Here is a 24,141-nt window from a genome sequence, read left to right on the forward strand (position 1 = left end):
TCAGCCCTTCGGGGGTGTCGGTGCGGCGGCGTGTACGACGGGTTCGCCCGCCGCGGCCTTCATCTGCTCGAACAGCTCGACGTAATACGGAAGGCAGTGCTCGAGCGCCTGCTCGGTGGTGTACAGCGCTTGGTAACCCAGGTCACGCTGCGCCTTCGCGATCGAGAAGTAGTTGTCCAGGTAGATCCGCTCCACTGCAAGCGGTTCCAGCAGTGGTTTGGGAAGTCCGAGCTTGAAGTGCAGGAACTGCCATACCCGCATGGCCAGCCACACCAGTCGGCCCGGAACCCGGAATGTGGGGAGCCGCTCGCCGCACGCCTCGACGACCGGCCGGGAGAACTCGAACATGTTGATCGGCTCGCCGTCGTTGATGAAGTACGCCTGGCCGGGCGCGGTGCCGCCGGGCACGAGATGCTGCGCGGCGAGGATGAATCCGTGAACCAGGTTGTGCACGTAGGAGTTGTCGAGCTTGACCTCCTTGCTGCCGACCAGGACCTTGACGTGGCCGGCGAGGACGCTTTCGAACACCTTGCGGAACATCGTCTGATCGCCGCGGCCCCAGATGCCGCTGGGCCGGATCGAGCAGGTCAGCATCCCCTGCTCCCCGTTCTGGCCCAGCACGAACTTCTCGGCCGCCACCTTGGTCTCGGTGTACAGGTCGGCGAACCGGTCGGTGTAGGGCAGGGTTTCGTCGCCGCCGGAGATCTCCTGGCCACCCATAACCACGCTGTTGGAGGCGGTGTAGACGAAACGCTGCACACCGGCCTTCTGGGCGGCGTGCACCAGGTTCTCGGTGCCGGTGACGTTGACCGCGAAGCTGCGCTTGCGTGCCTCTCCGGAGGGGGAGCCGCCGCCCATCAGGTCGATGATCGCGGCGGTGTGGAACACGGTGTCGATCCCGTCGACCGCGGCGGCGACGTCGTCGGTGTCGGTGATGTCCCCCTCGAGCACCTCGAGGCGGGGATGCTCGGGCAACCGGGACGCGACCCGGTCGAAGGCGCGGACCTCCAGGCCCCGCTCCAGCAGCTCGGTCACCAGGTTGGCGCCGACGAAACCCGAACCCCCGGTGACCAGAACCCGGCCCAGATCAGTCTGCAGCGTCGCATCAGCCATGCCGGGCAGCCTAACTGAAACGTGTTCCAATTTGCCAGACCGAGGCAGCTGGATGCTTCCGCTGTCAACCTTCGTCGTCGTCTTTGGCGGCCAGCGCCTGCTCCACCCGCTTACGCGCACCGGCCAGGTGCTCTTCACAGCATTTGGCCAGTTCTTCGCCTCTTTCCCAGAGCGCCAGAGAAGCGTCCAGGTCGAGGCCGCCATGCTCGAGGCGCTGGACGACATCGATCAGTTCGTCGCGGGCCTCTTCGTATCCGAGTTCACTAATAGGCTTCATCGGCGCCTCTCTGCTCGTCGTCGATTGCGCCTTCACTGAGCGCTGTGAGCGCCCCGTCGGCCACCCGGATACGCAGCCGGGCGCCCGCGGGGGCGTCGTTCACCGACTGCAGCACAAGCGGCGGCCCGTCGGTGGGCAGTCCCTGCACGACGGCGTAACCGCGGGCCAGCGTGGCCGCCGGGCCGAGCGTGGCCAGCCGCGCGGCCAGGTGCCCGACCCGATCCGACTCGGCTGCCAGCAGCCGGGTGATGTCGCGCCGGGCGGTGCGCCGCGCGCGGTGGATCTCCTCGCCGCGTGCGTCGATCGCCTCGAGCGGACGGGCCAGCACGGGTCTGCTGCGCAGCTGCGTCACGACGTGCTGTTCCCGGTTGACCCAGTTGCGCAGCGCCCGTGCGCTGCGTGAGCGCAAATCCTTGACCAGTGCCTGCTCGGCGCCGGTGTCCGGGACGATCCGCTTGGCAGCGTCGGTCGGCGTCGCTGCCCGGACATCGGCGACCAGATCACACAGCGGGTTGTCCGGTTCGTGGCCGATCGCGCTGACCACCGGCGTCCTACAGCGCGCGATCTCGCGGCACAACGTCTCGTCGGAGAACGGCAGCAGATCCTCGACGCTGCCGCCGCCACGGGCGAGGACGATGACGTCGACGGCCGGGTCGGCGTCGAGGCCCCGGAGCGCCTCGACGATCTGCGGCACCGCATTGGGCCCCTGCACCACCGTGTGGCGCACCGAAAACCGCACCGCCGGCCAGCGGCCGGTGGTGACAGCCATGATGTCGTGCTCGGCGGCCGACGCGCGGCCGGTGATCAGCCCGATGGTGTCGGGCAGGAACGGCAACGGGCGCTTGAGCCGCGGATCGAACAGGCCCTCGGCGTCGAGCAGCCGGCGCAGCCGCTCGATGCGCGCGAGCAGTTCACCGATCCCGACGGCCCGGATCTCGCTGACGCGCAAGGAGAACGTGCCGCGTCCGGTGTAGAAATTCGGCTTGCCGAACACGATCACCTGGGTGCCGTCGGTCATCCGCACCGGGGCATTGACCACCAGGTCCCGTGGGCAGGTCAGCGACAGCGACATGTCTGCGGCCGGGTCACGCAACGTGATGAACGCCGTGTTGGAGTTCGGCCGCAGCGTCAGCTGGGCGATCTGGCCCTCGACCCACACCGCGCCGAGCTTGTCGATCCACCCCGCGACACGGATGGCGACGCCGCGGACCGGAAAGGGGTTGTCTGCCGACTGCCCCTGCGGCGGCTCCGTCATCGGGCCGAGCCCGCCGGGGCGCTCACTTCGCGGAGGCGCGGGTGATCCTGTTGGCCAGCAGCGTCTGGAACGGCGCGCGAGCCTTGGTCGCTTCCTCGTAGGACAGCAGTGCCTCCAGATCGCCGATGCGCAGCGACGTCAACCGGGCCCGCAACTGCGCCAGGGTCAGCGATTCGTACTCGAGCTCGGTGACGATCTCGGGCACGTCCGCAGGGGTGGGCTGTTCGGGCGCGGCCTCGCTGGGGGCCTCGGGCTCGCTGCTGAACAGCGCATACCGGCCCTCGGTCATGCGGGCGCCCTCGCGCACCGGCAGATCCACCACGTCGCCCCCCTCGGCGGAACCGCCGGGCAGATCGTCGTCGAACGTGGCCCATTCCGGTTGCTCGTCCTTGGGCGGGAAGAACGTCTCCAGCGTCTCGTCACCCTTGATCACCAGGACGGCGACATCCTGCTGCACCTTCATCACCAGCGACGCCACCTGGCTGGCCAGAGTCATCGGATACATCAAGATGGTCTGGGGGAGCTTGCGGGTTTCCTCGATGGCGGTCGCCGCCGCCCCGACGAGCAGCCGGACCCCATACGGTGCAGTTGCCATGGCCACAGCCTACGGCTGGGCGGCGACCGGGTGCGGTCAGTACCCTGGAACCCATGCCACCGACTGTCAACATGGGGATCCCCGGATCCAGCCAGAGTGCGCTGGGCTCGGTCGCCGGTGGCGTCACGGGCAAGCGGGTGCTGCTGGCCGAACCTCGCGGATACTGCGCCGGTGTCGACCGGGCCGTGGAAACCGTCGAGCGGGCGCTGGAGAAGCATGGCGCGCCGGTGTACGTCCGCCACGAGATCGTGCACAACCGCCACGTCGTCGAGACCCTCGCCGCGGCCGGTGCGGTGTTCGTCGACGAGACCGACGAGGTGCCCGAGGGCGCGATCGTGGTGTTCTCGGCGCACGGCGTCGCGCCGACGGTGCACGTCAACGCCAAGGAGCGCGACCTGCAGGTCATCGACGCCACCTGCCCGCTGGTCACCAAGGTCCACAACGAGGCCAAGCGATTCGCCCGCGACGACTACGACATCCTGCTGATCGGCCACGAAGGCCACGAGGAAGTGGTCGGCACCGCCGGTGAAGCGCCTGACCATGTGCAGGTGGTCGACAATCCCGACGCCGTCGACGGCGTCACCGTGCGTGACCCGGACAAGGTGATCTGGCTCTCGCAGACCACCCTGTCGGTCGACGAGACGATGGAGACGGTGCGCCGGCTGCGGGAGAAGTTCCCGACGCTGCAGGATCCGCCCAGCGACGACATCTGCTACGCGACCCAGAACCGTCAGGTGGCGGTCAAGGCGATGGCCCCGGAATGCGAACTGGTCATCGTCGTCGGCTCGCGCAATTCCTCGAACTCGGTGCGGCTGGTCGAGGTGGCCCTCGGTGCCGGCGCGGACGCCTCGTACCTGGTGGATTACGCCGACGACGTCGATCCGGCCTGGTTCGACGGCGTGACCACCGTCGGCGTCACCTCGGGTGCCTCGGTGCCCGAGATCCTGGTTCGCGGTGTTCTCGAGCGCCTCGCCGAACACGGCTACGACGTCGTGCAGCCGGTGACCACCGCCAACGAGACGCTGGTGTTCGCTCTGCCCCGTGAGATCCGGCCGGCGCGCAGTAACTAGTCAGTGAGCGCGGGTACGTTCGTCGAACGTGAGACCCGCCCACCGAACACATCAGAGAAGAGCGCGTCTGCGACACGTCGGGGCGGCCGCGCGCTGGCCGATGTCGTTCCTCCTCGCGCTGACCATGGTGCTCGCGGGCTGCAGCGACGCCGAGGACCGCCTCGACGCGACGGTGCGCTCCTTCGCCGAGGCGCTGAGCCGCGGTGACGCCGACGCCGCCGCCGACCTGACGTCCGACCCGGCAGCCGCGTCGGCCACGCTGGGCGAGTTGTTCGCCAGTCTCGGCAGCGACGTCTCGTTCCGGCCCGATCGGGTGCGTGCGGTGGACTCCGAAGGCGGGTTCGCGCTCGGCGCGACGTGGACGTTCGGGCCCGACGACGCCCACGAGTGGACCTACACCACCGATGGCGAGGCAACCGCCGACGGTCAGGAGTGGAAGATCCGGTGGGATCCGGCGGTTGTCGCGCCCGGGTTGGACGCCGGGCCGCTGGCTTACTCGACGCTGGTGCCGCAACCGGCTGCCCGCGTGCTGGACCGTACCGGTGCCGAACTGCTGACCCAGCATGTCGTCACGCTGGTCGACCTGGCACCCGATGCCGACGTCGCCGCGGTTGCCGCGTTGCTGAACCCGATCGCCCCGACCATCACCGCCGAGTCCCTGGCTGCCGATGTGGGGGCCGCCGCGGGTGCACCCGTCACGGCCGTCACGTTGCGTGAGGAGGACCTCACCCCGATCGAGGCCGCACTGACGGCACTGCGCGGCGTGACGTTGCGGCCCCAGCTGCGGCTGCTGGCCACCGACCGCGCGCTGACCTCACCCACGCTGACGGGGCTGGCCGACCTGTGGCAGCAACGCACCGACGCCGCGGCCGGGTGGGCCGTCACCGCCCAGACCTCCGCCGGTCCGCAGAGAGTGGGCGGGCAGGACGCCAAACCCGTCGGCGACATCGCCAGCACCCTCGACATCGGCATGCAGCGGGCCGCCGAGGACGCGCTGGCGCCGCTGGGCACCCCGGCTGCCATCGTGGCCATCCAGCCGTCGACCGGGAACCTGCTGGCCGTCGGGCAGAACGCGCCGGCCGATGCGCAGGGGCCGATCGCCCTGACCGGGCTCTACCCGCCCGGGTCGACGTTCAAGACGGTGACCGTCTCGGCGGCGCTGCAGGCCGGGCAGGTCACGCCGGACACGATCGTCAACTGTCCCGGCACCGAGAACATCGAGGGCAGGCAGATTCCCAACGACGACGAGTTCGACCTCGGCGAGGTGCCGCTGCACACCGCGTTCGCCCGGTCCTGCAACACCACGATGGGCCGGCTCGCGGTGAACCTCCCGCCGGACGCGCTCACCGATGCCGCAGCGCAGCTCGGCCTGGGCATCGACTATGTGGCACCGGGAATGACCACCGTCACCGGTTCGGTGCCCGTCGCGGACTCGTCGGCGCTGCGCGTCGAGGAGGGCATCGGCCAGGGGCAGGTCACGGCGTCGCCGTTCGGCATGGCGCTGGTGGCCGCGACCCTGGCGCACGGCTCGGTACCGGCACCGGCCATCGTCGAGGGACAACCCGGGGTCGCCGACCGCACCCCGCAACCGCTGCCCGCGACGATCGACGACCAGGTGCAGGCGATGATGCGCGAGACGATCACCGACGGCACCGCCAGTCAGCTCCAGGACATCCCCGGGCTGCTCGGCAAGACCGGAACCGCGGAATACATCGACGATCAGCACGCGCATGGCTGGTTCGTCGGCATCGCCGGCGACCTCGCGCTCGCGGTGTTCGTCAGCGACGCCGGCAGCTCGGCGCCGGCGGTCGACGCCGCGGGACGGTTCCTGCGGACCGTCGCCTAGATGTCGTACTCCCAGCGGTCGGCGTCGTTCTCGCGGGCACGGCGACGGTGTTCGACGCGTTCGTCGGCGTCGTCCGAGCCCCGGTAGCGCACCCGCGACACCGGGTGGTGGGTGCCGTTGCCCCGCTGCTGGGGAGGTTCACGGCGAGGTTCGTAGCCGAGGTCGGGGCGGTCATAGCGGTCATAACCGCCGAACGTCTCGTACCCCTCGTAGCCGTTGTAGCGGCTGCGCCGCTGCGGCGGACGCTCACGGTCGCCTCGCTCGCCGCGGTCGTACGGCACCCGACGGTCGCTGTTCGGCGCGGCCCGGCGGGGCTCGCGGGCCGAGTCGCTCCTGGCCCGGCGCCGCTGATCGCGCGGCGGCGCGTCCTCGGGACGTGGCCGGCGCCGGCGCGGACGGTCGGTGGCCACCTGATCGATGATGTCGGTCTCGTCGGGCCGGGGTCGGCGGGCGGCGGGCTTGGAGCGCTGGCGATCGCCGCGCGCCGACCGGGATGCGGAGCGTTGCGCTGAGGCGGAGCGACGGTCCTGCTGGCGGCGGCGCGGCGGTGCCCCGCCTCCGGCGTTCTCGGCTGTGGCGGCCGTCGTTGTCGCGGCGGTCTTGGCGGACCGGCCGGCGAACAATGCGGCGACCATCGCCGGCAGGCGCCCCGCCTTGGCCGTCGCGCCACGCTCGGACCGGCCGGCGGTGGCGGTGTCGTCGCGGCCGGCCGACTGGCCAGACGCCTGGCCGAGGTACCAGCGGGCCAGGCCGATCAGCAGCACCGCGGCGGAGGTGAAGAACATCAGCGGGAACCGCTCGATCAGCGGGTAACCGCAGTTGATCAGGATGTCCTTGAGACCTTCGATCGAGTCGTGGTGCATCAGGAAGTAGGCGCCGGGCACCATCACGAACAAGATCAGCGGCGGCTGGATGACGGCGGTGAACAGCCCGTTGCGCCGCACCGCGAGCACCGCGGCCAGGCAGCCGAGCACGAACAGCGTGGCGAACACCGCAGTCAGTTCCCCATTGCCCGAACCGGCGTCGACGGCGAATCCGGCGGCGGACGCGACGACGGCGATCAGGACGGCACCCCACCACGGAACACCCGGGATGTTGGGGTGCGCAGACCGGTTGTCGGCCGCCGCCGACGGCCGCGCGCGCTGTCCTGACACACGTCGACCGTACCGGCTCGGGCAATCAGACGCTGCCAGCGCACGGGGGCGTGGCGATCACATCTGGCAGACTGTGGACTCCGTGGGCTTGAATCTGGGAATCGTCGGACTACCCAACGTCGGAAAATCGACGTTGTTCAATGCGCTGACCCGTAACGAGGTGCTGGCGGCGAACTACCCGTTCGCGACCATCGAACCCAACGAGGGGGTGGTCGCGCTGCCCGATCCCCGCCTGGACGAGCTGGCCAAGATCTTCGGCTCGGAAAAGATCGTGCCCGCGCCGGTGACGTTCGTCGACATCGCCGGGATCGTCAAGGGCGCCTCCGAGGGTGCGGGCCTGGGCAACAAGTTCCTGGCCAACATCCGCGAGAGCGACGCCATCTGCCAGGTGGTGCGGGTGTTCGCCGACGACGATGTGGTGCACGTCGACGGCAAGGTCGATCCCAAGTCCGACATCGAGATCATCGAGACCGAACTGATCCTGGCGGACATGCAGACCCTGGAGCGGGCGGTGCCGCGGTTGGAGAAGGAGGCCCGCACCCACAAGGACCGCAGGCCCGTCCACGACGCGGCGGTCGCCGCCCAAGAGGTCCTCAACAGCGGCAAGACGTTGTTCTCCGCCGGCGCGGACGTCTCGCTGCTGCGGGAACTGAATCTGTTGACCTCCAAGCCGTTCCTGTATGTGTTCAACGCCGACGAGTCGGTGCTCACCGACGAGGCCAAGGTCGCCGAGCTGCGCGAGCTGGTCGCGCCGGCGGATGCGGTGTTCCTCGACGCCAAGATCGAAGCGGAGTTGCAGGAGCTCGACGACGAGTCCGCCGCCGAACTGCTGGAGTCGATCGGTCAGACCGAGCGCGGGCTGGATGCGTTGGCGCGCGCCGGTTTTCACACCTTGAAGCTGCAGACCTATCTGACCGCCGGCCCGAAAGAGGCGCGCGCGTGGACGATTCACCAGGGCGACACCGCGCCCAAAGCCGCCGGGGTCATTCATTCCGACTTCGAGAAGGGCTTCATCAAGGCCGAGATCGTGTCCTTCGACGACCTGGTGGCCGCCGGGTCGATGGCCGCCGCCAAGGCCGCGGGCAAGGTGCGCATGGAAGGCAAGGACTACGTGATGGCCGACGGGGACGTGGTGGAGTTCCGGTTCAACGTGTAGCGAACGAAGGAATCCACGGGGACGACTTGTCGGGGTGCGCACCTACCATTCGGCTCGCTGAGGCCAGCCGCCGATTATCCGGTGTCACCCCGAGGAGAGTCCCGATGAGATTGGTTTCGATCCGCATCATCACTGCCGATGTGAAGCGATTGGTCGCCTTCTACGAGATGGTCACCGGCGTCACCGCCATCTGGGGTAACGAACTCTTCGCCGAGATTCCGACAGCCGTCGGAGCGCTGGCCATCGGGAGCGACAAAACCGTCGCCTTGTTTGGGCAAGGATCTGCTGAGCCGGCTGCCAACCGGACCGCAATTGTCGAGTTCATCGTCGACGACGTCGATGCTGAGTACGAACGCCTTCGCGAACAGATCTCTGATGTGGTCACCGAGCCAACGACGATGCCGTGGGGAAACCGTGCATTGTTGTTCAGGGATCCCGATGGGAACCTCGTCAACCTGTTCACCCCGGTGACTGACGCGGCGCGCGCCAAGTTCGGTATGTGACTTTGACCGGCGACGTGATTCGGTTCACCGGCTGCTCGACCGCAATGTCGGTCTGAGAGTGTCATCACGGACATATATCCATCACGGAGCTGTCAGGCTGACATTGCGTAGCGTTCGGGGCGCCGCTCAGCGACGGGCCAACCGGCGCAGCCGGCTGACGGAGCTCGCCGGCGCGCGGCGCATCGCGGGCCGCAGCCGCCGCTGCGTCGACCGCTCGACCTGGCTGACGGCCATCAACAGCGCCAGGACCAGCGCCTGACGCCCCAGCACCGTCCGGCTGGTGCGCTGCTGCCACGTCGGGACGCGCGGATTGGAGCGGCGCCCGACCAGATAGCCGACCCCGAGAGCCGCCACCAGCAGCACGACGATCCCGACCGCAGACATGCCGTGAGCCTTCCCGGTGCTGATCGCGAGCAGATCACGAACCAGCGTCGGTGACCCTACGGTCTGGCCTCCCGGTACTCCACGACCGGGTCGCGGCTGAACAGCGTCTCACCGTCGATGACGACCAGCTCCGTGGCCGACAGCCGGTAGGTGGTCGCCCCGTTGCGCGCTTCGAACCCGGCCGGGATCGTGCGTACGTCGTCCAGGCGCAGAGATGCGCCGTCGCTGAGGCGCACGCCCTGATAGACGTAGTCGCCCTGCTCGTCGCGGCAGATCACCACCGCCGCCGTCTCGGTGCGGGCGATCGCCACTGCCTGCTCGTCGTCAGTGCAGCGCGCCTCGGAATCGACGAAACCGAGCTCGTCGATGACCGGCGCCGCGCTGGGCGCCGCAGTGGGCACCGAACTGGGTGCCGCCGGCGGCGGCGCCGCTTGCGGGGGAGGGATGTCGAGGCGCGTCTGCGGCACCGGCGGCTGCGACTGGGGGGAGAACGTCTGCGGCTGTGCAGGAACGGAACGCACCTCGCCGGACTGTTCGTTCGACGAGTTCAGCATCACGAACAGGATCACCAGCGTCGCGATCGACGCCAAGACGATGGCGATCGCCGACCATCTGGTACTACGCATCTTCGGCTCCGCGAGATCCCCGGACGTGTCCTGGCCGGGTGGTTGATCGGTGGTCGTCGGCATGCCTGCACTCCCTCGTTGCGCTGCCGAATGCGGGCGCCGTCTCAGCAAACCACTACGACCTGCACGATCGGGTGATCTCGCGCGGCGTTTCGCGAGGTGGCCGGCGCGGGCTCGCTCATAACAGCACCGCGATCTCGGCGCCCAGCCGGTAACCCTCTCGAAGCGGCAACGTGTCACCGCTCCAAAACGACCCCGGGTCGAACCAGTTGTAGTGCTTCTCGGTCTGCAAGAGGCCCATCTCCTCATAGGTGATGGCGACGGTCTCTGCACAGTAAGCGGTCTCCAGCCCGGTCTTGGACTGTTGTTGCTTGCGCCGATCCGCCGACTCGCGAACTTTTCTGTGCACGAACGGGATTCCGCGAGTGAAGTCGCTGACGGTGGGTAGCCTGCCCCGCATCCAGCGGCCGGTCAGCCGTGCGGTGGACGGGAACGGGGTGCCGTCCATGCGGGCGATCACCCGCAGCATCCGGTCCTCCTGCTCTGTGCTGGCGTAGGGGGAGAGCTGGCGCAGCCAGCAACGCTGCCCGTAGCTGTGCACCCAACGCTCGACCGCTTCGCGCAGATCGTTGAGCTGGACACCGCGGTGATGGGTGCCCGTCCACATGTCCACCAGCTTGTCGCCGAGTTCGGCATGCCAGATCAGCGGCGGCAGGTCGTCGAGCGCAACGGTCATCCCCACGTGGTTGACCGGGCTGTTCGTCATCGACTGAATTGCCCGGTCGGGTCCGGAGCGTCCGCGGAACAGCCAGATGTCACCGGTGCGGGTTTCCTCCAGCGCGCGCTGCAGCGACACCGTGCTTGGCTTCACCCCCGCAGCTTATGCAGACTGGCGGCATGCGTGGGATCTGGAAGTGGGTCGGGCTGGCAGGTGTCGCGGGTGTCGTGGCCGGTGGGGCGCTGGTGGCACGCGACCAGCGCCGACGGAACTCCTACACCCCCGACGACATCCGGGCGCGTCTGCACCAGCGGTTGACCGAGGCCGAGGCGGCCGGGCACAAGCGCGATTAGACCTCGACCGGAAAGAGCCGGTGCGTGCCGGAGAACCCTTTGAGCTCCACGTCCCGGCCGGCGCCGAAGGCGGTGTCCCCGTCATCGAGTGCGTCGTGCACCGCCTGGCTCACCAGGATCTCGCCGCCCCCGGCCTGCCCGGCGACGCGGGCGGCCATCGCCACGTTGCGGCCGAACAGGTCGTCGCCGCGCAGCACCGACTTTCCGCTGTGGACCCCGATTCGCACCCGAATGTGATTGGGCCGCTTGCTCAGTGACCGCTGGATGTCGCAGGCGCAGCGGACCGCCTGACCGGGGTGGGCGAAGGCCATCATGAAGCCGTCGCCCTGGCTCTTGACCACATATCCGTCATGATGCTCGACGAGGCGTCGCACGGCCTTGTCGTGCTTGCCGATCAACCGCACCCAGGCCCGGTCACCGATCCGCTCGTTGAGCGCGGTGGAGTCCTCGATGTCGGAGAACATGATCGCGACCCGGCCGCCCGGCGCCAGCCGGGCCAGGTCCGGGCGCTCCACCTCGGCCCAGTCGGCCAGTTCCTCGATCGAGGACCGCACCGCCGCGCCGAGTCCGTCGCGGCGCAGGATGTTGGCCGTCTGCCACACCGTCTTGACGGCCTTGCTTCCCCCGGTGAGCAGCATGTTGCGGGTGTCGAGGCGGCGGCGTAGCTCGTCGGCCTCGTGTTCGGCGGCCCTCCACTGTCGCACCACGACGGCCAGCGCGATGGCCTCACCGACGACGAGCACCGCCAGCACCCATGCTGCGATCTGCGCAACGGTCATGGCCCCAGTATTGGATGCTGGACCCGTGATCGTCCGCAAGGCCCCCTTCTACGAGAGTCGCTTCCTTCGCGCCGACGCAGCCGGTGGCCGGCGAGCACTGTGGCTGCGCGAGACGTTGTTGATGCCGACGGTCGGTGAGTCCTGCGCCGACGTCTGGGTGATGGTGTTCGATCCGTCGGGTCACCGAGCGATCAGGCAGTCGTATCCGATCGAGGCGGCGGACTTCGCCGACGAGCCCTGGACCGCGCAACTGGCCGGAACGGAACTCGACGACTCCCACGCCCAGGGGGTGCTGCCCGACGGCACCCGCTGGGATCTGTCGATCACGCCCGGCGGGCAGCCCGGGGTGCGGGTCCTGCCGGAGCGGTCCTACCGGGCCCGGTTCCCGACCGCCAAGACTCAGGTACGACATCCGCTGGCCCGCTTCGACGGTCGGCTGCAGTTACCGGATCTCGACATCGACCTGGACGGTTGGATCGGCAGTGTCAACCACAACTGGGGCAGCAGGCACACTCCCGCCTACGCCTACGGGCAGGTATGCGGATTCGACGAAGCGCCGGAATCCACACTCGAGATCGTCACGGCGCGAGCCGGGGTGGGGCCGGTCCTGTTGCCCGGCGTGACACTGTTCGTCTTCCGCCACGCCGGCCTCGAGTTCGCCGTGCGCTCGGTCGTGGGCAGCATGCAGACCCACGGCCGGTACCGCCCGTTCAGCTGGACGTTCGGTGCGCGGGTGGGGGAGCAGATGATCGAAGGTGAGATCAGCACCGTCGCAGGCGACGTGATCGGTCTGACCTATCCCGACACCCACGGCGGGGTGAAGTACTGCTACAACTCGGCGCTCGCGAGCTGCCGAGTCCAGGTGGCGGGCAAAGCTTTCCAGCGAGCCGAACTGAGTAGTAACCGGGCGATGTTCGAGATCCTCACCGACGACACCGTCGCAGGGGTGCCGCTGCTCGGTTAACCCGACACGCCGAACTGCAGCTCGGACAACGCCCGGTCGAGGGTGTCGACGTAGAAGTCGGCGGCCTCGACGTCGATGCACAGCGGCGGCTTGGTCTTGAGGATGTTCGAATGGTCGCCCGTCGGTTGGATGATGACCCCGAGTTCGAGCATGCGATCGCAGACCGCCCGGGTTTCCCGCGTGGCCGGCTCCAATGTCGCTGTATCGCGGATCATCTCGACACCGAGGTACAGCCCGAAGCCGTGCACGGTGCCGATGATCGGGTGCCGGTCGCCCAGCGCCTCGAGCCTGGTCTTCAGGTGCCCCCCGACATGACGGGCGTTGTCCTGTAGCGCTTCGTCACCGAGTACGTCGAGCACCGTCATCCCGAGCGCGCACGGCAGCGGACTGCCTCCGGTGGAGGAGAAGAAGTACCCCTGCCCGGCGAACGCCTCGGCGACGGCGCGGCTGGTGATCACCGCCCCCAACGGATAACCGTTGCCGACCGACTTGGCCACCGACACGATGTCGGGCACTGTGTCCTGCTGCTGGAATCCCCAGAACCATTCGCCCAGCCGGCCGTAACCGACCTGGACCTCGTCGGAGATCGCCAGCCCGCCGCTCGCGCGGACCGCGGCGTAGACCTGCTGCAGATACCCCTCTGGTAGCGCCATGCCGCCGGCGTTGCCGTAGACGCTCTCGCAGATGAACGCCGCCGGTGCCCGGCCCTCGGCGGCCAACGCCTGGATCTGTGCCACCGCGTCGGTGGCGTAGCGGTTGGCCTCGGCCCCGCGATACGTGCCACGGAAGCTGTTCGGCGATTCCACGGTGTGCACCCAGTCGGGTCGGGTGGCCAGCGCGTTCGGGTTGTCCGCGGTCGAGGTGGACACCGCGTCGGTACCGTAGGTCCACCCGTGGTAGGCCTCCCGGACCGCGACGACATCGCGCCGTCCGGTCGCGGCCGTCGCCAGCCGGATCGCCAGATCGCTTGCCTCGGAACCGGAATTGACCAGGAACACGGTGTCCAACGGGTCGGGCAGCAGCGCGGCCAGGCGCTCGCTGAATTCCACGACAGCCGAATAGTTGAACCGCGAATTGGTGTTGAGTTTGCGCAGCTGGCGCGCCGCGGTGTCGGCGATCCGTGGATGGGCATGTCCCAGCACGGTGACGTTGTTGACCATGTCCAGATAGCTGCGGGCCGCCGTCGACATCAGGAAATGCCGCCGGCCACGTTCGATCTGCGGCGGTGTGCGGTAGTAGAACTCCTGCACGGGAGCGAAACTCGCGTCGCGACGGGCCAGCAGGTCGCCGCCGTCAGCCCCGTCGACGGGGGGCAGCCCGAGCAGCGGCCGCGGATCACGGGTCAGTGCCGACCATCCGGGCCACAACTCGGCGGAGGTGAACGCGGGAGACGAAGGCGCGCCGACGGGGCGCGCGGTGATCTCCACCCGGCCGCCCACCCGCGCGAGCTGCCGGCCGCGGCCGACCGCGCCGAGCGTGACGTCGGTGACCCCGGCCAGCGTCAGCTCCACGCGGTCGGTGTGCAGTGTGACCGCGCCCGGCCCGGCTTCGCGGGCCTCCCCGTCCCACGGAGCGTTCAACACCGTGCCGGGGGTCGTCCAGAGGCTGACCCCGGTGGCCACCACCGATGGGGCGTCCTGGCTCAGCCGGGGTGCCCTGCTCAGGCGGGCCTCGCCGTACCGGCTGACGACGACGCGCGCACCGTCGTGCAGTGCGGCCGTGGCGAAGTCGTCCTCGGCGCCGGCTCGCAGTGCCCCGGTGTCGTCGAAGGCGTCGTCGTAGAGATCCGACGTGGTGGACAGGTCCAGCGTGTGCACCCGCGCTGGGTCCTCGGAAATGAGCGGCGCCGCCGGGGGTAGCGGTGCCGGCGCTGACGCCAGCCCGAGATCGGCGGCGATGAGTGCGCTCATCACTTGTGGCGCAACCGAGGTGGCGAGCTCGAACATCTGCCGCTCGGCGTCAGCCTGCTCGGTGAGGTAGTCGTTGTCCGGATCGAGCACCGCCTGTTGGGCGCCGCTGACGATCAGGACGACGGTGCGCAGCACCAGCATCGGCCACAACGCTGCCGCCTCGACGGGCGAGAGCGGGCGCACAGCGTGGAAGGCGCGGACCGCCGGCAGGATCGACGTGACGGTCGCGCCGGGGTGTCCCAGCACCGAGGACGCCGTGATCGCCAGCTCCGAGACGGCCCAGGTGCGGCACAGGTCGCCGAAGTCGATGATCCCGTCCGGCCGCGGGTCGTCGGCCGTGCATGGGGCGGCGCCGAGCACGACGTTCGCGTCGGTCAAGTCGATGTGCGCGGCCTGGCGGGGGAGCGCGTCATCCAGCGGAGCCAGGTGGTCCCACGCCTCTCGGGCAGCGGTCTGCAGCCGCTGCCGCAGTCCGGTGTCGCCGACGTGTTCGATCAGCGCGTCGACGACATGCATGCCGAAGCGCAGGTCCCACTGCAGGACCCGGTCCAGACCGGGATGGTCGAAGTCGCGAAGAGCCCGGCTCACCCGGCCTGCAACGTCGCCGAGCCCGGCGACGAGCTCGGGTGCCAGGTATCCGGCGGTGTCCAGCGTTCCGCCGTCGAGGTGGCGCAGCAGACGCACGTAGGCCGTGCCGGCCAGCATGCCGTCGACCGCGGTGCACGCCGCGCCGGCCGTGTTGGGCAGCGGCACCGCGATCCGCAACTGCGGCTCGGCTTCGGCGATGTGGCGGGCGGCGCGGTCCTGGGCTTCGATCTCGACGGCGCCGAACACCGGGTTGGCGATCTTCAGCACCCCCAGAACGCTGCCGTCGGCGCCGCGGGCCAGGAAGTTCTTGTCCTGCTGGCTGCCCAGCGATTGGACGGCGGCCTGCAGGCCGTAGTGCTCGGCGAGGATCGTGCTCGCTTGAGCGTCGCTGACCGCGGGAGCGGGCAGCTCGGGATGTTCGAGGAAGTTGAAGCCCCCGGGCCCGGATGTGCTCACTGCAGCACGAATTCGACGACGGCGTCGGAGAATGCGTCGTTGTCGTCGCCGGCGGCGGTGTGGCCGGCACCGGACAACTCGACGAATTCCGCGGTGGGCACCTTGTCGAGGAAGTCGGCCACCGCCTCCTCGCTGACCACGTCGGAGAGCTTGCCGCGGATCAGCAGGATCGGGATGCCCAACTCGACGGCGGCCTGCTCGAGAAGCTCGACGCGCACGAACGGGTCTTCGTTCGGCTTGGTCAGAAACGCGGGATCCCAGTGCCAGTACCAGCGTCCGTTGCGGTGTCGCAGGTTCTTCTTCAGCCCCTCCGGACTTCTGGGCCGGGCGCGGTGCGGCAGGTAGGCGGCGACGGCATCGGCGGCCTGCTCCAGCGAGTCGAAGCCGTGGACGTGGCTGAACATGAACTCGCGGATGCGGGCGCTGCCGTCCTTCTCGTAGCGCGGCACCACGTCGACGAGCACGAGTTTTGTGACCAGCTGCGATCCGGCCTGACGCGCAGCCAGGATGCCGGTGAGCCCGCCCATGCTGGCTCCGATCAGCACGACCGGCCGGCCGATCTGCTCGATCACCCGCAGCGTGTCTGCGCACAGCGCCTCGATGGTGTACTTCGCGTCGGGGGAGCGGTCGCTGTCGCCGTGCCCACGGCTGTCCAGCGCGACCACATGCAGTCCTCGCGACGCCAGAATCTGGCCGGTCTTCTTCCAGGAGAACCGGTTCTGGCCGCCGCCGTGCAGCATCAGCACCGAAGGTCCGGAGCGCTGCGCCGCCGACCCGGCGCCGTTCCACTCGTCGGCGACCAGGGTGAGCCCGTCGGAGCCGTGAAACCGCCTGGCCGTCGGCTCAAGCTGACCTGTGTTCATCGACGTTCCTCTCGGCCTGCCCCGACGGTCAGGTTACCGAGCGGGGTATTTGCCGCCATCCGGGGTCCCACACGGCACCGGTTCCCTAGAATTCTGCTCCGTGCAGCCCGCTGCAGACCACAGCGACGACCGCCGCCGCATCATCGAGGCGGCGTATCGGTGTCTGTCCGATCCGCATCCCGGGCCCATCCTGATGTCGGAGATCCTGCGTCGGGCGCAGGTCTCGACCCGGGCGTTCTACCGCCACTTCGAATCCAAGGACGACCTGTTCCTGGCCCTGTTGCGCCAGGAATGCGACGCGTTGGTCGCCGACGTGGACCGCGTCGCCGCGGCGGCTCTCGGTACTCCTGCCGAGCAGTTGGCCGCCTGGATCGGGGAGATGTTCGACATGTGCGCCGATTCGCAGCGCCGCCTGCAGCTGACGGTGATCGACTCCGACGAGGTGCGAGCGGCCAAGGGCTACCGGGAAACCAGGGCGCGGGCCCAGGCCGACCGGGAACGCTCGTTGACCACGATCCTGTGCCGGGGCCGTGCCGACGGCTCCTTCCCGCTGACCGAGCCCGACATCGACGCGGTCGCGGTCAGTTCGCTGGCCTCGCGGGTGCTGGCCGGTCAGGACCCCGACGATGCGCACGCGCTCAAGCAGGCTCAAGCCCGCGTCCTGGACTTCGCGCTGCGCGCAGTAGGTGCCGTCACCGCGGGTTGAGCCACGCGGCGATGAGAACCGAGGCCGGTTGGGGTCTCAACGGGGACAGCCCGTGACGCCGCGACAAGGAGGCCCCATGCCCGCCATCACCCCCTCGCTCTGGTTCGACAACGACCTCGAGGACGCCATCGCGTTCTATACGGCGATCTTCCCGAACTCGTCGGTCGACCGAGTCGACCGGTTCACCGACGCCGGGCCCGGGGCTCCCGGCGAGGTGGTGTCCGCGACGTTCACCTTGGACGGGCAGCAGTTCATCGCCATCAACGGCGGACCTCAGTTTCCCTTCACCGAGGCGGTGTCGTTCACGGTGCACTGCCGCGATCAGGCAGAGGTGGACCATTACTGGCAGCGACTGCTCGCCGGCGGCGGCCAGGAGTCGCAGTGCGGCTGGCTCAAGGACCGCTTCGGGCTGAGCTGGCAGATCGTGCCCGAGCGGCTCGACGAACTGCTGCGTGACCCCGACCCGCTTCGTGCCGAAGCGGCGGCGCGGGCGATGCTGGGGATGAGCAGGATCGTCGTCGCCGACCTCGAGACCGCGGTCGCCCTTGTATGACGGTGCGGTCCCTCACCGAACGAGGCGGTCGATCGCCTCGATCGTCGCGTCGCTGATCAGCGCGACGTCGGCCTCGTCGTCGCAGAGGATCACCAACGACGACGCCTCGGCCAGAATGGCGCCCAGCATCCGTAGCAGCAGCTGACCCTGCGGTGACGGATCCGCCGCCACCTCGGGAGTCCAGCGCCGCAGGGCGTCGCACAAGCGGCGTTCGCGCAGGCGGGCGAACCCGGCAGGACCGTCGTCGGAACTGAACACGACCGCCACGCCGCGGTGTAGCCACAGCGCTCCCAGGTAGGCGCGGGTCGCGGCCGCGAACCTCGCCGGGTCGTCGCCGCGGCTCGTGTCGGTGGCGGCCGCGACGTCCCGGTCGATGTCGGCGACCAGCCGGTCGAAGGCCGCCACGAAGAGATCGCGCATGCCGCCGAACTGACGGTGGATGCTGCCGATGCCGGCCCCACACCCGTCGACGACGTCGGCCATCGTGGCCCCGGTGAACCCGCGTGCGGCGAAGGCCGCCGTTGCTGCATTCAGGATGCGCTGCGGCATTGCCTCGGTGGTGGTCAAGCGTCGGATCGGGATCGACATCGCCGTCCACGCTAGTCCTGCTGGGCCGAGGCGGCGACTGGTAGGCCGAGTCGGCGCGCGCAGCGGCCGCCCCGGGCCGCCGATCCACGACGTCGCCGACTTTGCCGGCTCCACCCAGAACACGGGGAGATGCTGGGGCCGGTGCTGGTCAGCGCACGCAACCGGTCTCGTGTTGCTCGGTCAGAATTTGTTGATATACGGTTTCCCGGCGTCTCCGCAGATGTAGCCTCAGCCACAGCCAGGCACGGCGGTCGGTCGGAGGGCCAATGGCGTTGTGGTGTAGACGAGGGAGGACCTGCTAGATGGTCGCTCCCGACGCTATTGCCAAACCCGTGCGCGCAGTCGGCGGGTTCTACTCGATGGCGCTGGACACGTTCGTGGCGATGTTCAGGCCACCGTTCGCGTGGCGCGAGTTCATCAGCCAGTCCTGGTTCGTCGCGCGCGTGTCGATCCTGCCGACGCTGATGCTCACGATCCCGTACACGGTCTTGCTGACCTTCACGTTCAACATCCTGCTGCGCGAATTCGGTGCCGCGGACTTCTCCGGTACCGGCGCTGCGCTGGGCACCGTCCGCCAGATCGGACCGATCGTCACGGTTCTGGTGGTCGCCGGCGCGGGCGCGACAGCCATGTGTGCCGACCTCGGCGCCAGGACCATCCGCGAGGAACTCGACGCACTGCGCGTGATGGGGGTCAATCCCATTCAGGCTCTTGTCGTTCCACGGGTGCTTGCCGCGATGTTGGTGTCGCTGGCCTTGTCGGCGACGGTGATCCTGGTCGGCCTGGCGGGCGCGTACTTCTTCACCGTGTACATCCAGAACGTCTCCCCGGGCGCCTTCGCGGCTGGGCTGACGCTGATCATCGGTGCGCTCGACGTCACGATCGCGCTGATCAAGGCCGCACTGTTCGGGCTTTCTGCTGGCCTGATCGCCTGCTACAAGGGCATTTCGGTCGGTGGCGGCCCGGCGGGCGTCGGCAACGCCGTCAACGAGACGGTGGTGTTCACCTTCATGGCGCTGTTCGCGATCAACATCGTGGCCACCGCCGTCGCGGTCAAGGTGACGATGTGACGGTTTCGCGGCCCCATTCCCAATTCCCCTGGCTCAAGGCCCGGTTCCGCAGTGTGGCCGACCCCTGGAACAGCGTCGGTGTGCAGGCGAAGTTCTACGGCCGCACGCTGCGCTCGATCGGCCTGGTCCTCAAGGACTACCGGATCGAGCTGATCCGGCTGATCGCCCAGATGGGCCTGGGCGCCGGGGCGTTGATCGTCATCGGCGGCACCGTCGCCATCGTCGGCTTCCTGACCGTGACGACCGGTGCGCTGGTGGCGGTGCAGGGCTACACCGACTTCGCCGAGATCGGTGTCGAAGCGCTCACCGGTTTCGCCTCGGCGTTCTTCAACGTGCGGCTGATCGCGCCGGCGACCACGGCGGTGGCGTTGTCGGCCACCATCGGCGCCGGCGCCACCGCGCAGCTGGGCGCGATGCGGATCAACGAGGAGATCGACGCGCTCGAGGTGATGGGCATCCGCAGCATCGCCTACCTGGCATCCACGAGGGTGTTGGCCGGCCTGCTCGTGGTCATCCCGCTCTACTGCGTGGGTGTGCTGGCGTCGTTCTGGGCGGCGCGGTTCGGCACCACCGTGCTCTACGGTCAGTCGACCGGCGTCTACGACCATTATTTCCGGACGTTCCTGAACCCGATCGACCTGTTCTGGTCGTTCATCCAGTGTGTGGCGCTCGCGGTGGTGATCATGCTGGTGCACACCTATTACGGTTTCAGTGCGCGCGGCGGCCCGGCGGGTGTCGGCGAGGCCGTCGGCCGCGCGGTGCGTACGTCTCTGATCGTGTCTGCGTTCGTGCTGGTGATGATTTCGCTTGCGGTGTACGGACAATCCGGCAACTTCAACCTGGCGGGCTGAGGGATGGACGACGACGGTCTGGCTCCCGGGTGGTGGACACTGATCTTGGTTGCGGTGCTCGCCGGCGCCATCTGGTTGACATATGCGCTGTTCACCGGGTCGCTGCGGTCCACAACTCCGGTCACCCTGACCTCCGACCGGGCAGGTCTGGTGATGGAGAAGAACGCCGATGTCAAGCTGCGTGGCGTGCCGGTCGGGCGGGTCGCCGACATCGGGGTCACGGGTGAATCGAGTTCGCCGGTGGCGCTGCGCCTGGAGATCGACGACGATCAATTGCAGTACATCCCCGCCAATGTCGAGGCGCAGATCCGCGCCACCACGGTGTTCGGGGCCAAGTTCGTCGACCTGGTGATGCCCGGCGATCCGAGCAGCCAACGCCTCGAAGCCGGACAGGTGCTGCAGTCACGCAACGTGACCACCGAGGTCAACACCGTCTTCGAGAACCTCGTCGAGGTGCTCGACCAGGTCGACGTGGCCAAGCTCAACAGCACTCTGTCGGCGCTGTCCGACGGCGTTCGCGGCCAGGGTGAACGGATCGGCGAGGCCACCACAGCGGCCAACCAGGTTCTGCTGGAGCTCAATCCGCGTAACGAGACCATCCGGGCCGACCTGCAGGCGCTCACCTCGTTCAACCGGACGTTCAGTGCTGCGGCGCAGAACATCCTGTCCACCTTGGATGCGGCGAGTACGACCAGCGCCACGGTGGTCAGCAAGTCCGACCAGCTCGATGCGCTGCTGCTCTCGACGCTCGGACTGTCCAACAGCGGTATCAACCTGTTGGCGCCCAACCAGGCCAACCTGGTCAAGGCGATCAACGTGCTGGAGCCCACGACCGAGCTGCTCTACAAGTACAACCCCGAATACACCTGCCTGCTGGTCGGCGCCAAGCACCTGCTCGACAACGGCGGTTACGAATCGCCCGGCGGAAACGGCCGCAGCATCGTGTTCGACACCGGCCTGTCGTTCGGCGACGACCCGTACCGCTACCCCAACCACCTGCCGATCATCGGCGCCAAGGGTGGTCCCGGCGGCAAGCCGGGCTGCGGCTCACTGCCCGTGGTGGCCGACAACTGGCCGGTCCGCCAGCTGGTGACCCACACCGGGTTCGGCAGTGGTCTGGACTGGCGCCCCAACCCGGGCATCGCGTTCCCGACCTACGCCAACTACCTGCCGGTGACCCGCGCGGTGCCGGAGCCGCCGAGCATCCGGAATCTGTTCGGCGGTCCGGCGATCGGGCCGGTCCCGTATCCGGGCGCCCCCGCGTACGGTGCGCAGTTGTACGCGCCCGACGGCACCCCGCTGTGGCCCGGGCTGCCGCCGGCGCCGCCGCCGGGCGCGCCGCGCGACCCGGGACCGCGACCCGGCACGGAGCCGTTCATCGTCGAACATCCGATGCAGTTGCAGCCCACCGCGGTGCCGTATCCGTATGTGCCGCCGCCGGTGCCGGCGGCACCCGGCCCGCCCTGAACCGTCCCACCGACCGAGAGAGGTAACCGATGACAGCCAACATCCGACGCGACGCAGTGCGTCTCGGTGTGTTCCTGGCTGTCTGCCTGCTCGGTGTGTTCGGGCTCTACGCGGTGTTCGGCCAGCTACGTTTCGGTGAGGAGCGCACGAGCTATCGCGCCGAGTTCGTCAACGTGACCGGTTTGGAGACAAACGATTTCGTGCGTATCGCCGGCGTCGAGGTGGGCAAGATCAAGAACGTCGAAATCCAGCCCGACACGACGGCGCTGGTCGAGTTCGACGCCGACCGCTCCGTGGTGCTCACCGAGGGCAGCCGGGCGGTCATCCGCTACGACGATCTGATCGGTGGTCGCTACCTGGCGCTGGAAGAGGGCGTGGGCGGCACCGAGCGGTTGGCCGGGGGCGAGACGATCCCGCTGGCCCGCACCTCGCCGGCGCTGGACCTCGACGCGCTGATCGGCGGGTTCCGGCCGCTGTTCCAGGCCCTGGACCCCGACCAGGTCAATGCGCTGTCCGGGCAGTTGATCTCGGCGCTGCAGGGGCAGGGCGGCACGATCAACTCGTTCCTGGCCCAGACCGCGGCGTTGACCAGCACGCTGGCCGACCGCGACCAGCTGATCGGCGACGTCATCGTCAACCTGAACACGGTGCTCGGTTCGCTCGGCGACCAGAGCGAGCAGTTCGGCAAGGCGGTGACGGCCCTGTCGGAGTTGGTCGAAGGCCTCGAGGCCCGCGGGACCGAGATCGCCAACGGTCTGGCCTACACCAACGCGGCTGCCAGCACCATTGCCGACCTGCTCGCCGAAGCCCGCCCGCCGCTGAAGAAGACGATCGACGAGACCGACCGGACCGCCGGGATCGTGGTCGCCGACAACGAGTACTTCGACAATCTGCTCAACACGCTGCCCGATGCCTACCAGGTGCTGGCGCGCCAAGGCATCTACGGTGACTTCTTCAGCTTCTACCTCTGCGATCTCGTGCTCAAGCTGAACGGCAAGGGCGGCCAGCCGGTCTACGTGAAGGTCGCCGGGCAGTCCTCGGGGAGGTGCGCGCCACGATGAAGCCCTTCGCTGAACGCAACCAGCTGCTCATCGGCGGCATCGGCCTCGGCCTCACCGCCGCGATCGTGCTGGGCTCCCTGAACTACGAGCGGTTGCCCTTCGTCGACACCGGCCGGGAGTACACCGCGTACTTCGCCGAAGCCGGCGGACTGAACACCGATGCAGCGGTTCAGGTCTCGGGCTTCCGGGTGGGCCAGGTCAGATCCATCGAACTCGACGGCCCGCGCGTGCTGGTCACCTTCACCGTCGACAGCGACATCCGCCTCGGTGAACGCACCGAGGCCGCGATCAAGACCAAAGGCCTGCTGGGCACCAAGATCCTCGAGGTGGTCGCACGCGGGGACGGGCAACAGGACGGGACGATCCCACTGGACCGCACGCGGTCGCCGTACCAGCTGCCCGACGCGCTGGGCGAATTGGCCACCACGATCAGCGGTTTGAACACCGACCAGCTCTCCGAGTCGCTGCGGGTGCTGTCGGCGACGTTTGCCGACACTCCTCCCCAGCTGCGGATCGCGGTGGAAGGTGTCGCGCGGTTCTCCGACACCCTCAACAAGCGCGACGAGCAGTTGCGCAGCCTGCTGGACAACGCCGACGAGGCCACCACGGTGCTGGCCGAACGCAGCGATCAGGTGGTCAGCCTGGTCGCCAACACCAACGCCTTGCTGGCCGAGCTGCAGACCCAGAGTGCGGCCGTCGATGAGATCTCGGCGAACATCTCGGCGCTGAGCGCCCAACTGCAAGGCTTCATCGGCGAGAACCGCGCGACCCTGCGGCCCGCGCTGGACAAGCTCAACGGCGTGCTGACGATTCTGGACAACCGTAAAGAGCGGCTGCAGAAGTCGCTGAGCCTGCTGAACTCGTACTCGATGTCACTGGGCGAGTCGGTGTCGGCGGGACCGTTCTTCAAGACCTACGTCGCCAACCTGCTGCCGGGGCAGTTCCTGCAGCCGTTCATCGACGTGGCGTTCTCGGATCTGGGGCTGGACCCCAACGTGCTGTTGCCCTCGGAGCGCAGCGACCCACAGGTGGGCCAGCCGGGCACACCGGCGATGCCGGTGCCGTACCCGCGCACCGGCCAGGGCGGCGACCCGCATCTGACGTTGCCGGACGCCATCACCGGCAATCCGGGCGATCAGGGGTGCGGCCCGCCCGGTCTGCCGCTGCCCGGCCCGACGGGCTGCTACCCCTACCGTGAGCCCGAGCCGGCACCCCCGCCGGGCGGACCCCCGCCC

Annotated in this window: 25 protein-coding genes; 13 read left to right on the forward strand and 12 right to left on the reverse strand. The window is 68.8% G+C overall.

The genetic code is table 11. The annotated features are described in order from the left end of the window. The 4 genes from J3476_RS13730 to J3476_RS13745 form a co-directional block, all read right to left on the reverse strand. A complete protein-coding gene (locus J3476_RS13730; RefSeq protein WP_207066999.1) occupies nt 1–1,113 on the reverse strand; it encodes an NAD-dependent epimerase/dehydratase family protein in 1,113 nt (370 codons plus the stop codon). A 64-nt stretch (nt 1,114–1,177) separates the two neighbouring features. Beyond that, nucleotides 1,178–1,390 (reverse strand): exodeoxyribonuclease VII small subunit, encoded by a 213-nt coding sequence (locus tag J3476_RS13735; protein WP_163678137.1) that lies wholly within the window; start codon nt 1,388–1,390, stop codon nt 1,178–1,180. Then, nucleotides 1,377–2,645 (reverse strand): exodeoxyribonuclease VII large subunit, encoded by a 1,269-nt coding sequence (gene xseA, locus J3476_RS13740; protein ID WP_207067000.1) that lies wholly within the window; start codon nt 2,643–2,645, stop codon nt 1,377–1,379. The genes J3476_RS13735 and xseA overlap by 14 nt, the downstream gene beginning before the upstream one ends. A gap of 22 nt (nt 2,646–2,667) precedes the next feature. Next, entirely contained in the window at nt 2,668–3,240 is a 573-nt protein-coding gene (locus J3476_RS13745) for a lipid droplet-associated protein (RefSeq protein ID WP_207067001.1), read from the reverse strand. A gap of 53 nt (nt 3,241–3,293) precedes the next feature. Between J3476_RS13745 and J3476_RS13750 the strand changes: the two genes are divergently transcribed. Next, entirely contained in the window at nt 3,294–4,310 is a 1,017-nt protein-coding gene (locus tag J3476_RS13750; RefSeq protein ID WP_207067002.1) for a 4-hydroxy-3-methylbut-2-enyl diphosphate reductase, read from the forward strand. Between the two features lie 100 nt (nt 4,311–4,410). Next, complete coding sequence (locus J3476_RS13755) at nt 4,411–6,156, forward strand: penicillin-binding transpeptidase domain-containing protein (protein WP_207067003.1); 1,746 nt, start codon at nt 4,411–4,413, stop codon at nt 6,154–6,156. On the opposite strand, the gene J3476_RS13760 is transcribed toward J3476_RS13755, so the two are convergent. After that, nucleotides 6,153–7,310, reverse strand: coding sequence for a DUF6542 domain-containing protein (locus tag J3476_RS13760; protein ID WP_207067004.1), 1,158 nt, complete (start codon nt 7,308–7,310; stop codon nt 6,153–6,155). The genes J3476_RS13755 and J3476_RS13760 overlap by 4 nt on opposite strands. Before the next feature lie 82 nt (nt 7,311–7,392). Between J3476_RS13760 and ychF the strand changes: the two genes are divergently transcribed. Then, nucleotides 7,393–8,466: a redox-regulated ATPase YchF gene (gene ychF / locus J3476_RS13765; protein ID WP_207067005.1), complete on the forward strand. Its 1,074-nt coding sequence runs from the start codon at nt 7,393–7,395 to the stop codon at nt 8,464–8,466. A 104-nt stretch (nt 8,467–8,570) separates the two neighbouring features. Next, nucleotides 8,571–8,969, forward strand: coding sequence for a VOC family protein (locus J3476_RS13770; RefSeq protein WP_207067006.1), 399 nt, complete (start codon nt 8,571–8,573; stop codon nt 8,967–8,969). A 126-nt stretch (nt 8,970–9,095) separates the two neighbouring features. Here the strand turns inward: J3476_RS13770 and J3476_RS13775 are convergent, their stop codons facing one another. The 3 genes from J3476_RS13775 to J3476_RS13785 form a co-directional block, all read right to left on the reverse strand. After that, entirely contained in the window at nt 9,096–9,353 is a 258-nt protein-coding gene (locus J3476_RS13775; RefSeq protein ID WP_207067007.1) for a hypothetical protein, read from the reverse strand. Nucleotides 9,354–9,409: 56 nt separating this feature from the next. After that, nucleotides 9,410–10,042, reverse strand: coding sequence for a hypothetical protein (locus J3476_RS13780; RefSeq protein WP_207067008.1), 633 nt, complete (start codon nt 10,040–10,042; stop codon nt 9,410–9,412). 115 nt (nt 10,043–10,157) lie between these two features. Continuing rightward, nucleotides 10,158–10,835, reverse strand: a complete 678-nt coding sequence (locus J3476_RS13785) for a guanylate cyclase (protein WP_207067021.1) — start codon at nt 10,833–10,835, stop codon at nt 10,158–10,160. 41 nt (nt 10,836–10,876) lie between these two features. On the opposite strand from J3476_RS13785, the gene J3476_RS13790 reads away from it, so the two are divergent. Continuing rightward, nucleotides 10,877–11,050 carry a hypothetical protein gene (locus J3476_RS13790; RefSeq protein WP_207067009.1) on the forward strand — a complete coding sequence of 58 codons (174 nt, stop codon included), beginning with the start codon at nt 10,877–10,879 and terminating at the stop codon, nt 11,048–11,050. On the opposite strand, the gene J3476_RS13795 is transcribed toward J3476_RS13790, so the two are convergent. Beyond that, a complete protein-coding gene (locus tag J3476_RS13795) occupies nt 11,047–11,829 on the reverse strand; it encodes an adenylate/guanylate cyclase domain-containing protein (protein WP_207067010.1) in 783 nt (260 codons plus the stop codon). The two genes, J3476_RS13790 and J3476_RS13795, sit on opposite strands and share 4 nt — an antisense overlap. Here J3476_RS13795 and J3476_RS13800 point away from each other — a divergent pair. Continuing rightward, nucleotides 11,828–12,793, forward strand: a complete 966-nt coding sequence (locus J3476_RS13800) for a hypothetical protein (RefSeq protein ID WP_207067011.1) — start codon at nt 11,828–11,830, stop codon at nt 12,791–12,793. The two genes, J3476_RS13795 and J3476_RS13800, sit on opposite strands and share 2 nt — an antisense overlap. Here J3476_RS13800 and J3476_RS13805 read toward each other — a convergent pair. Further along, nucleotides 12,790–15,747, reverse strand: coding sequence for an aminotransferase (locus J3476_RS13805; RefSeq protein WP_207067012.1), 2,958 nt, complete (start codon nt 15,745–15,747; stop codon nt 12,790–12,792). The genes J3476_RS13800 and J3476_RS13805 overlap by 4 nt on opposite strands. Further along, nucleotides 15,744–16,610, reverse strand: coding sequence for an alpha/beta fold hydrolase (locus tag J3476_RS13810; RefSeq protein ID WP_207067013.1), 867 nt, complete (start codon nt 16,608–16,610; stop codon nt 15,744–15,746). Before J3476_RS13810 ends, J3476_RS13805 begins: the two co-directional genes overlap by 4 nt. 100 nt (nt 16,611–16,710) lie before the next feature. Between J3476_RS13810 and J3476_RS13815 the strand changes: the two genes are divergently transcribed. Together J3476_RS13815 and J3476_RS13820 are read left to right on the forward strand one after the other, a co-directional pair. Then, nucleotides 16,711–17,316 carry a TetR/AcrR family transcriptional regulator gene (locus tag J3476_RS13815; protein ID WP_207067014.1) on the forward strand — a complete coding sequence of 202 codons (606 nt, stop codon included), beginning with the start codon at nt 16,711–16,713 and terminating at the stop codon, nt 17,314–17,316. Nucleotides 17,317–17,392: 76 nt separating this feature from the next. Continuing rightward, nucleotides 17,393–17,869, forward strand: a complete 477-nt coding sequence (locus tag J3476_RS13820; protein ID WP_207067015.1) for a VOC family protein — start codon at nt 17,393–17,395, stop codon at nt 17,867–17,869. Between the two features lie 12 nt (nt 17,870–17,881). Here J3476_RS13820 and J3476_RS13825 read toward each other — a convergent pair whose 3' ends face one another. Then, a complete protein-coding gene (locus tag J3476_RS13825) occupies nt 17,882–18,457 on the reverse strand; it encodes a TetR/AcrR family transcriptional regulator (RefSeq protein WP_207067016.1) in 576 nt (191 codons plus the stop codon). A 302-nt stretch (nt 18,458–18,759) separates the two neighbouring features. Here J3476_RS13825 and J3476_RS13830 point away from each other — a divergent pair, with 302 nt between their 5' ends. The 5 genes from J3476_RS13830 to J3476_RS13850 form a co-directional block, all read left to right on the forward strand. Beyond that, nucleotides 18,760–19,527 carry an ABC transporter permease gene (locus tag J3476_RS13830; protein ID WP_207067017.1) on the forward strand — a complete coding sequence of 256 codons (768 nt, stop codon included), beginning with the start codon at nt 18,760–18,762 and terminating at the stop codon, nt 19,525–19,527. Further along, the gene (locus J3476_RS13835) at nt 19,524–20,378 is read left to right on the forward strand and encodes an ABC transporter permease (protein ID WP_152518289.1); all 855 of its coding nucleotides are present in this window, start codon (nt 19,524–19,526) and stop codon (nt 20,376–20,378) included. The genes J3476_RS13830 and J3476_RS13835 overlap by 4 nt, the downstream gene beginning before the upstream one ends. Before the next feature lie 3 nt (nt 20,379–20,381). Beyond that, complete coding sequence (locus J3476_RS13840) at nt 20,382–21,845, forward strand: MCE family protein (RefSeq protein WP_152518288.1); 1,464 nt, start codon at nt 20,382–20,384, stop codon at nt 21,843–21,845. 29 nt (nt 21,846–21,874) lie between these two features. After that, the gene (locus J3476_RS13845) at nt 21,875–22,906 is read left to right on the forward strand and encodes a virulence factor Mce family protein (protein WP_207067018.1); all 1,032 of its coding nucleotides are present in this window, start codon (nt 21,875–21,877) and stop codon (nt 22,904–22,906) included. Next, on the forward strand, nt 22,903–24,141 hold a 1,239-nt coding region (locus tag J3476_RS13850), incomplete at its 3' end, for an MCE family protein (RefSeq protein WP_207067019.1). The genes J3476_RS13845 and J3476_RS13850, both read left to right, overlap by 4 nt.

The organism is Mycobacterium sp. PO1 (assembly GCF_017312405.1).
Classification (GTDB): domain Bacteria; phylum Actinomycetota; class Actinomycetes; order Mycobacteriales; family Mycobacteriaceae; genus Mycobacterium.

What these genes read in the sequence shown, in the direction of transcription:
- J3476_RS13730 (WP_207066999.1), bottom strand. Translation starts at nt 1,113, where the DNA reads ATGGCTGATGCGACGCTGCAGACTGATCTGGGCCGGGTTCTGGTCACC.
- J3476_RS13735 (WP_163678137.1), bottom strand. Translation starts at nt 1,390, where the DNA reads ATGAAGCCTATTAGTGAACTCGGATACGAAGAGGCCCGCGACGAACTG.
- xseA (WP_207067000.1), bottom strand. Translation starts at nt 2,645, where the DNA reads ATGACGGAGCCGCCGCAGGGGCAGTCGGCAGACAACCCCTTTCCGGTC.
- J3476_RS13745 (WP_207067001.1), bottom strand. Translation starts at nt 3,240, where the DNA reads ATGGCAACTGCACCGTATGGGGTCCGGCTGCTCGTCGGGGCGGCGGCG.
- J3476_RS13750 (WP_207067002.1), top strand. Translation starts at nt 3,294, where the DNA reads ATGCCACCGACTGTCAACATGGGGATCCCCGGATCCAGCCAGAGTGCG.
- J3476_RS13755 (WP_207067003.1), top strand. Translation starts at nt 4,411, where the DNA reads ATGTCGTTCCTCCTCGCGCTGACCATGGTGCTCGCGGGCTGCAGCGAC.
- J3476_RS13770 (WP_207067006.1), top strand. Translation starts at nt 8,571, where the DNA reads ATGAGATTGGTTTCGATCCGCATCATCACTGCCGATGTGAAGCGATTG.
- J3476_RS13775 (WP_207067007.1), bottom strand. Translation starts at nt 9,353, where the DNA reads ATGTCTGCGGTCGGGATCGTCGTGCTGCTGGTGGCGGCTCTCGGGGTC.
- J3476_RS13780 (WP_207067008.1), bottom strand. Translation starts at nt 10,042, where the DNA reads ATGCCGACGACCACCGATCAACCACCCGGCCAGGACACGTCCGGGGAT.
- J3476_RS13790 (WP_207067009.1), top strand. Translation starts at nt 10,877, where the DNA reads ATGCGTGGGATCTGGAAGTGGGTCGGGCTGGCAGGTGTCGCGGGTGTC.
- J3476_RS13800 (WP_207067011.1), top strand. Translation starts at nt 11,828, where the DNA reads ATGGCCCCAGTATTGGATGCTGGACCCGTGATCGTCCGCAAGGCCCCC.
- J3476_RS13795 (WP_207067010.1), bottom strand. Translation starts at nt 11,829, where the DNA reads ATGACCGTTGCGCAGATCGCAGCATGGGTGCTGGCGGTGCTCGTCGTC.
- J3476_RS13810 (WP_207067013.1), bottom strand. Translation starts at nt 16,610, where the DNA reads ATGAACACAGGTCAGCTTGAGCCGACGGCCAGGCGGTTTCACGGCTCC.
- J3476_RS13820 (WP_207067015.1), top strand. Translation starts at nt 17,393, where the DNA reads ATGCCCGCCATCACCCCCTCGCTCTGGTTCGACAACGACCTCGAGGAC.
- J3476_RS13825 (WP_207067016.1), bottom strand. Translation starts at nt 18,457, where the DNA reads ATGTCGATCCCGATCCGACGCTTGACCACCACCGAGGCAATGCCGCAG.
- J3476_RS13830 (WP_207067017.1), top strand. Translation starts at nt 18,760, where the DNA reads ATGGTCGCTCCCGACGCTATTGCCAAACCCGTGCGCGCAGTCGGCGGG.
- J3476_RS13840 (WP_152518288.1), top strand. Translation starts at nt 20,382, where the DNA reads ATGGACGACGACGGTCTGGCTCCCGGGTGGTGGACACTGATCTTGGTT.
- J3476_RS13845 (WP_207067018.1), top strand. Translation starts at nt 21,875, where the DNA reads ATGACAGCCAACATCCGACGCGACGCAGTGCGTCTCGGTGTGTTCCTG.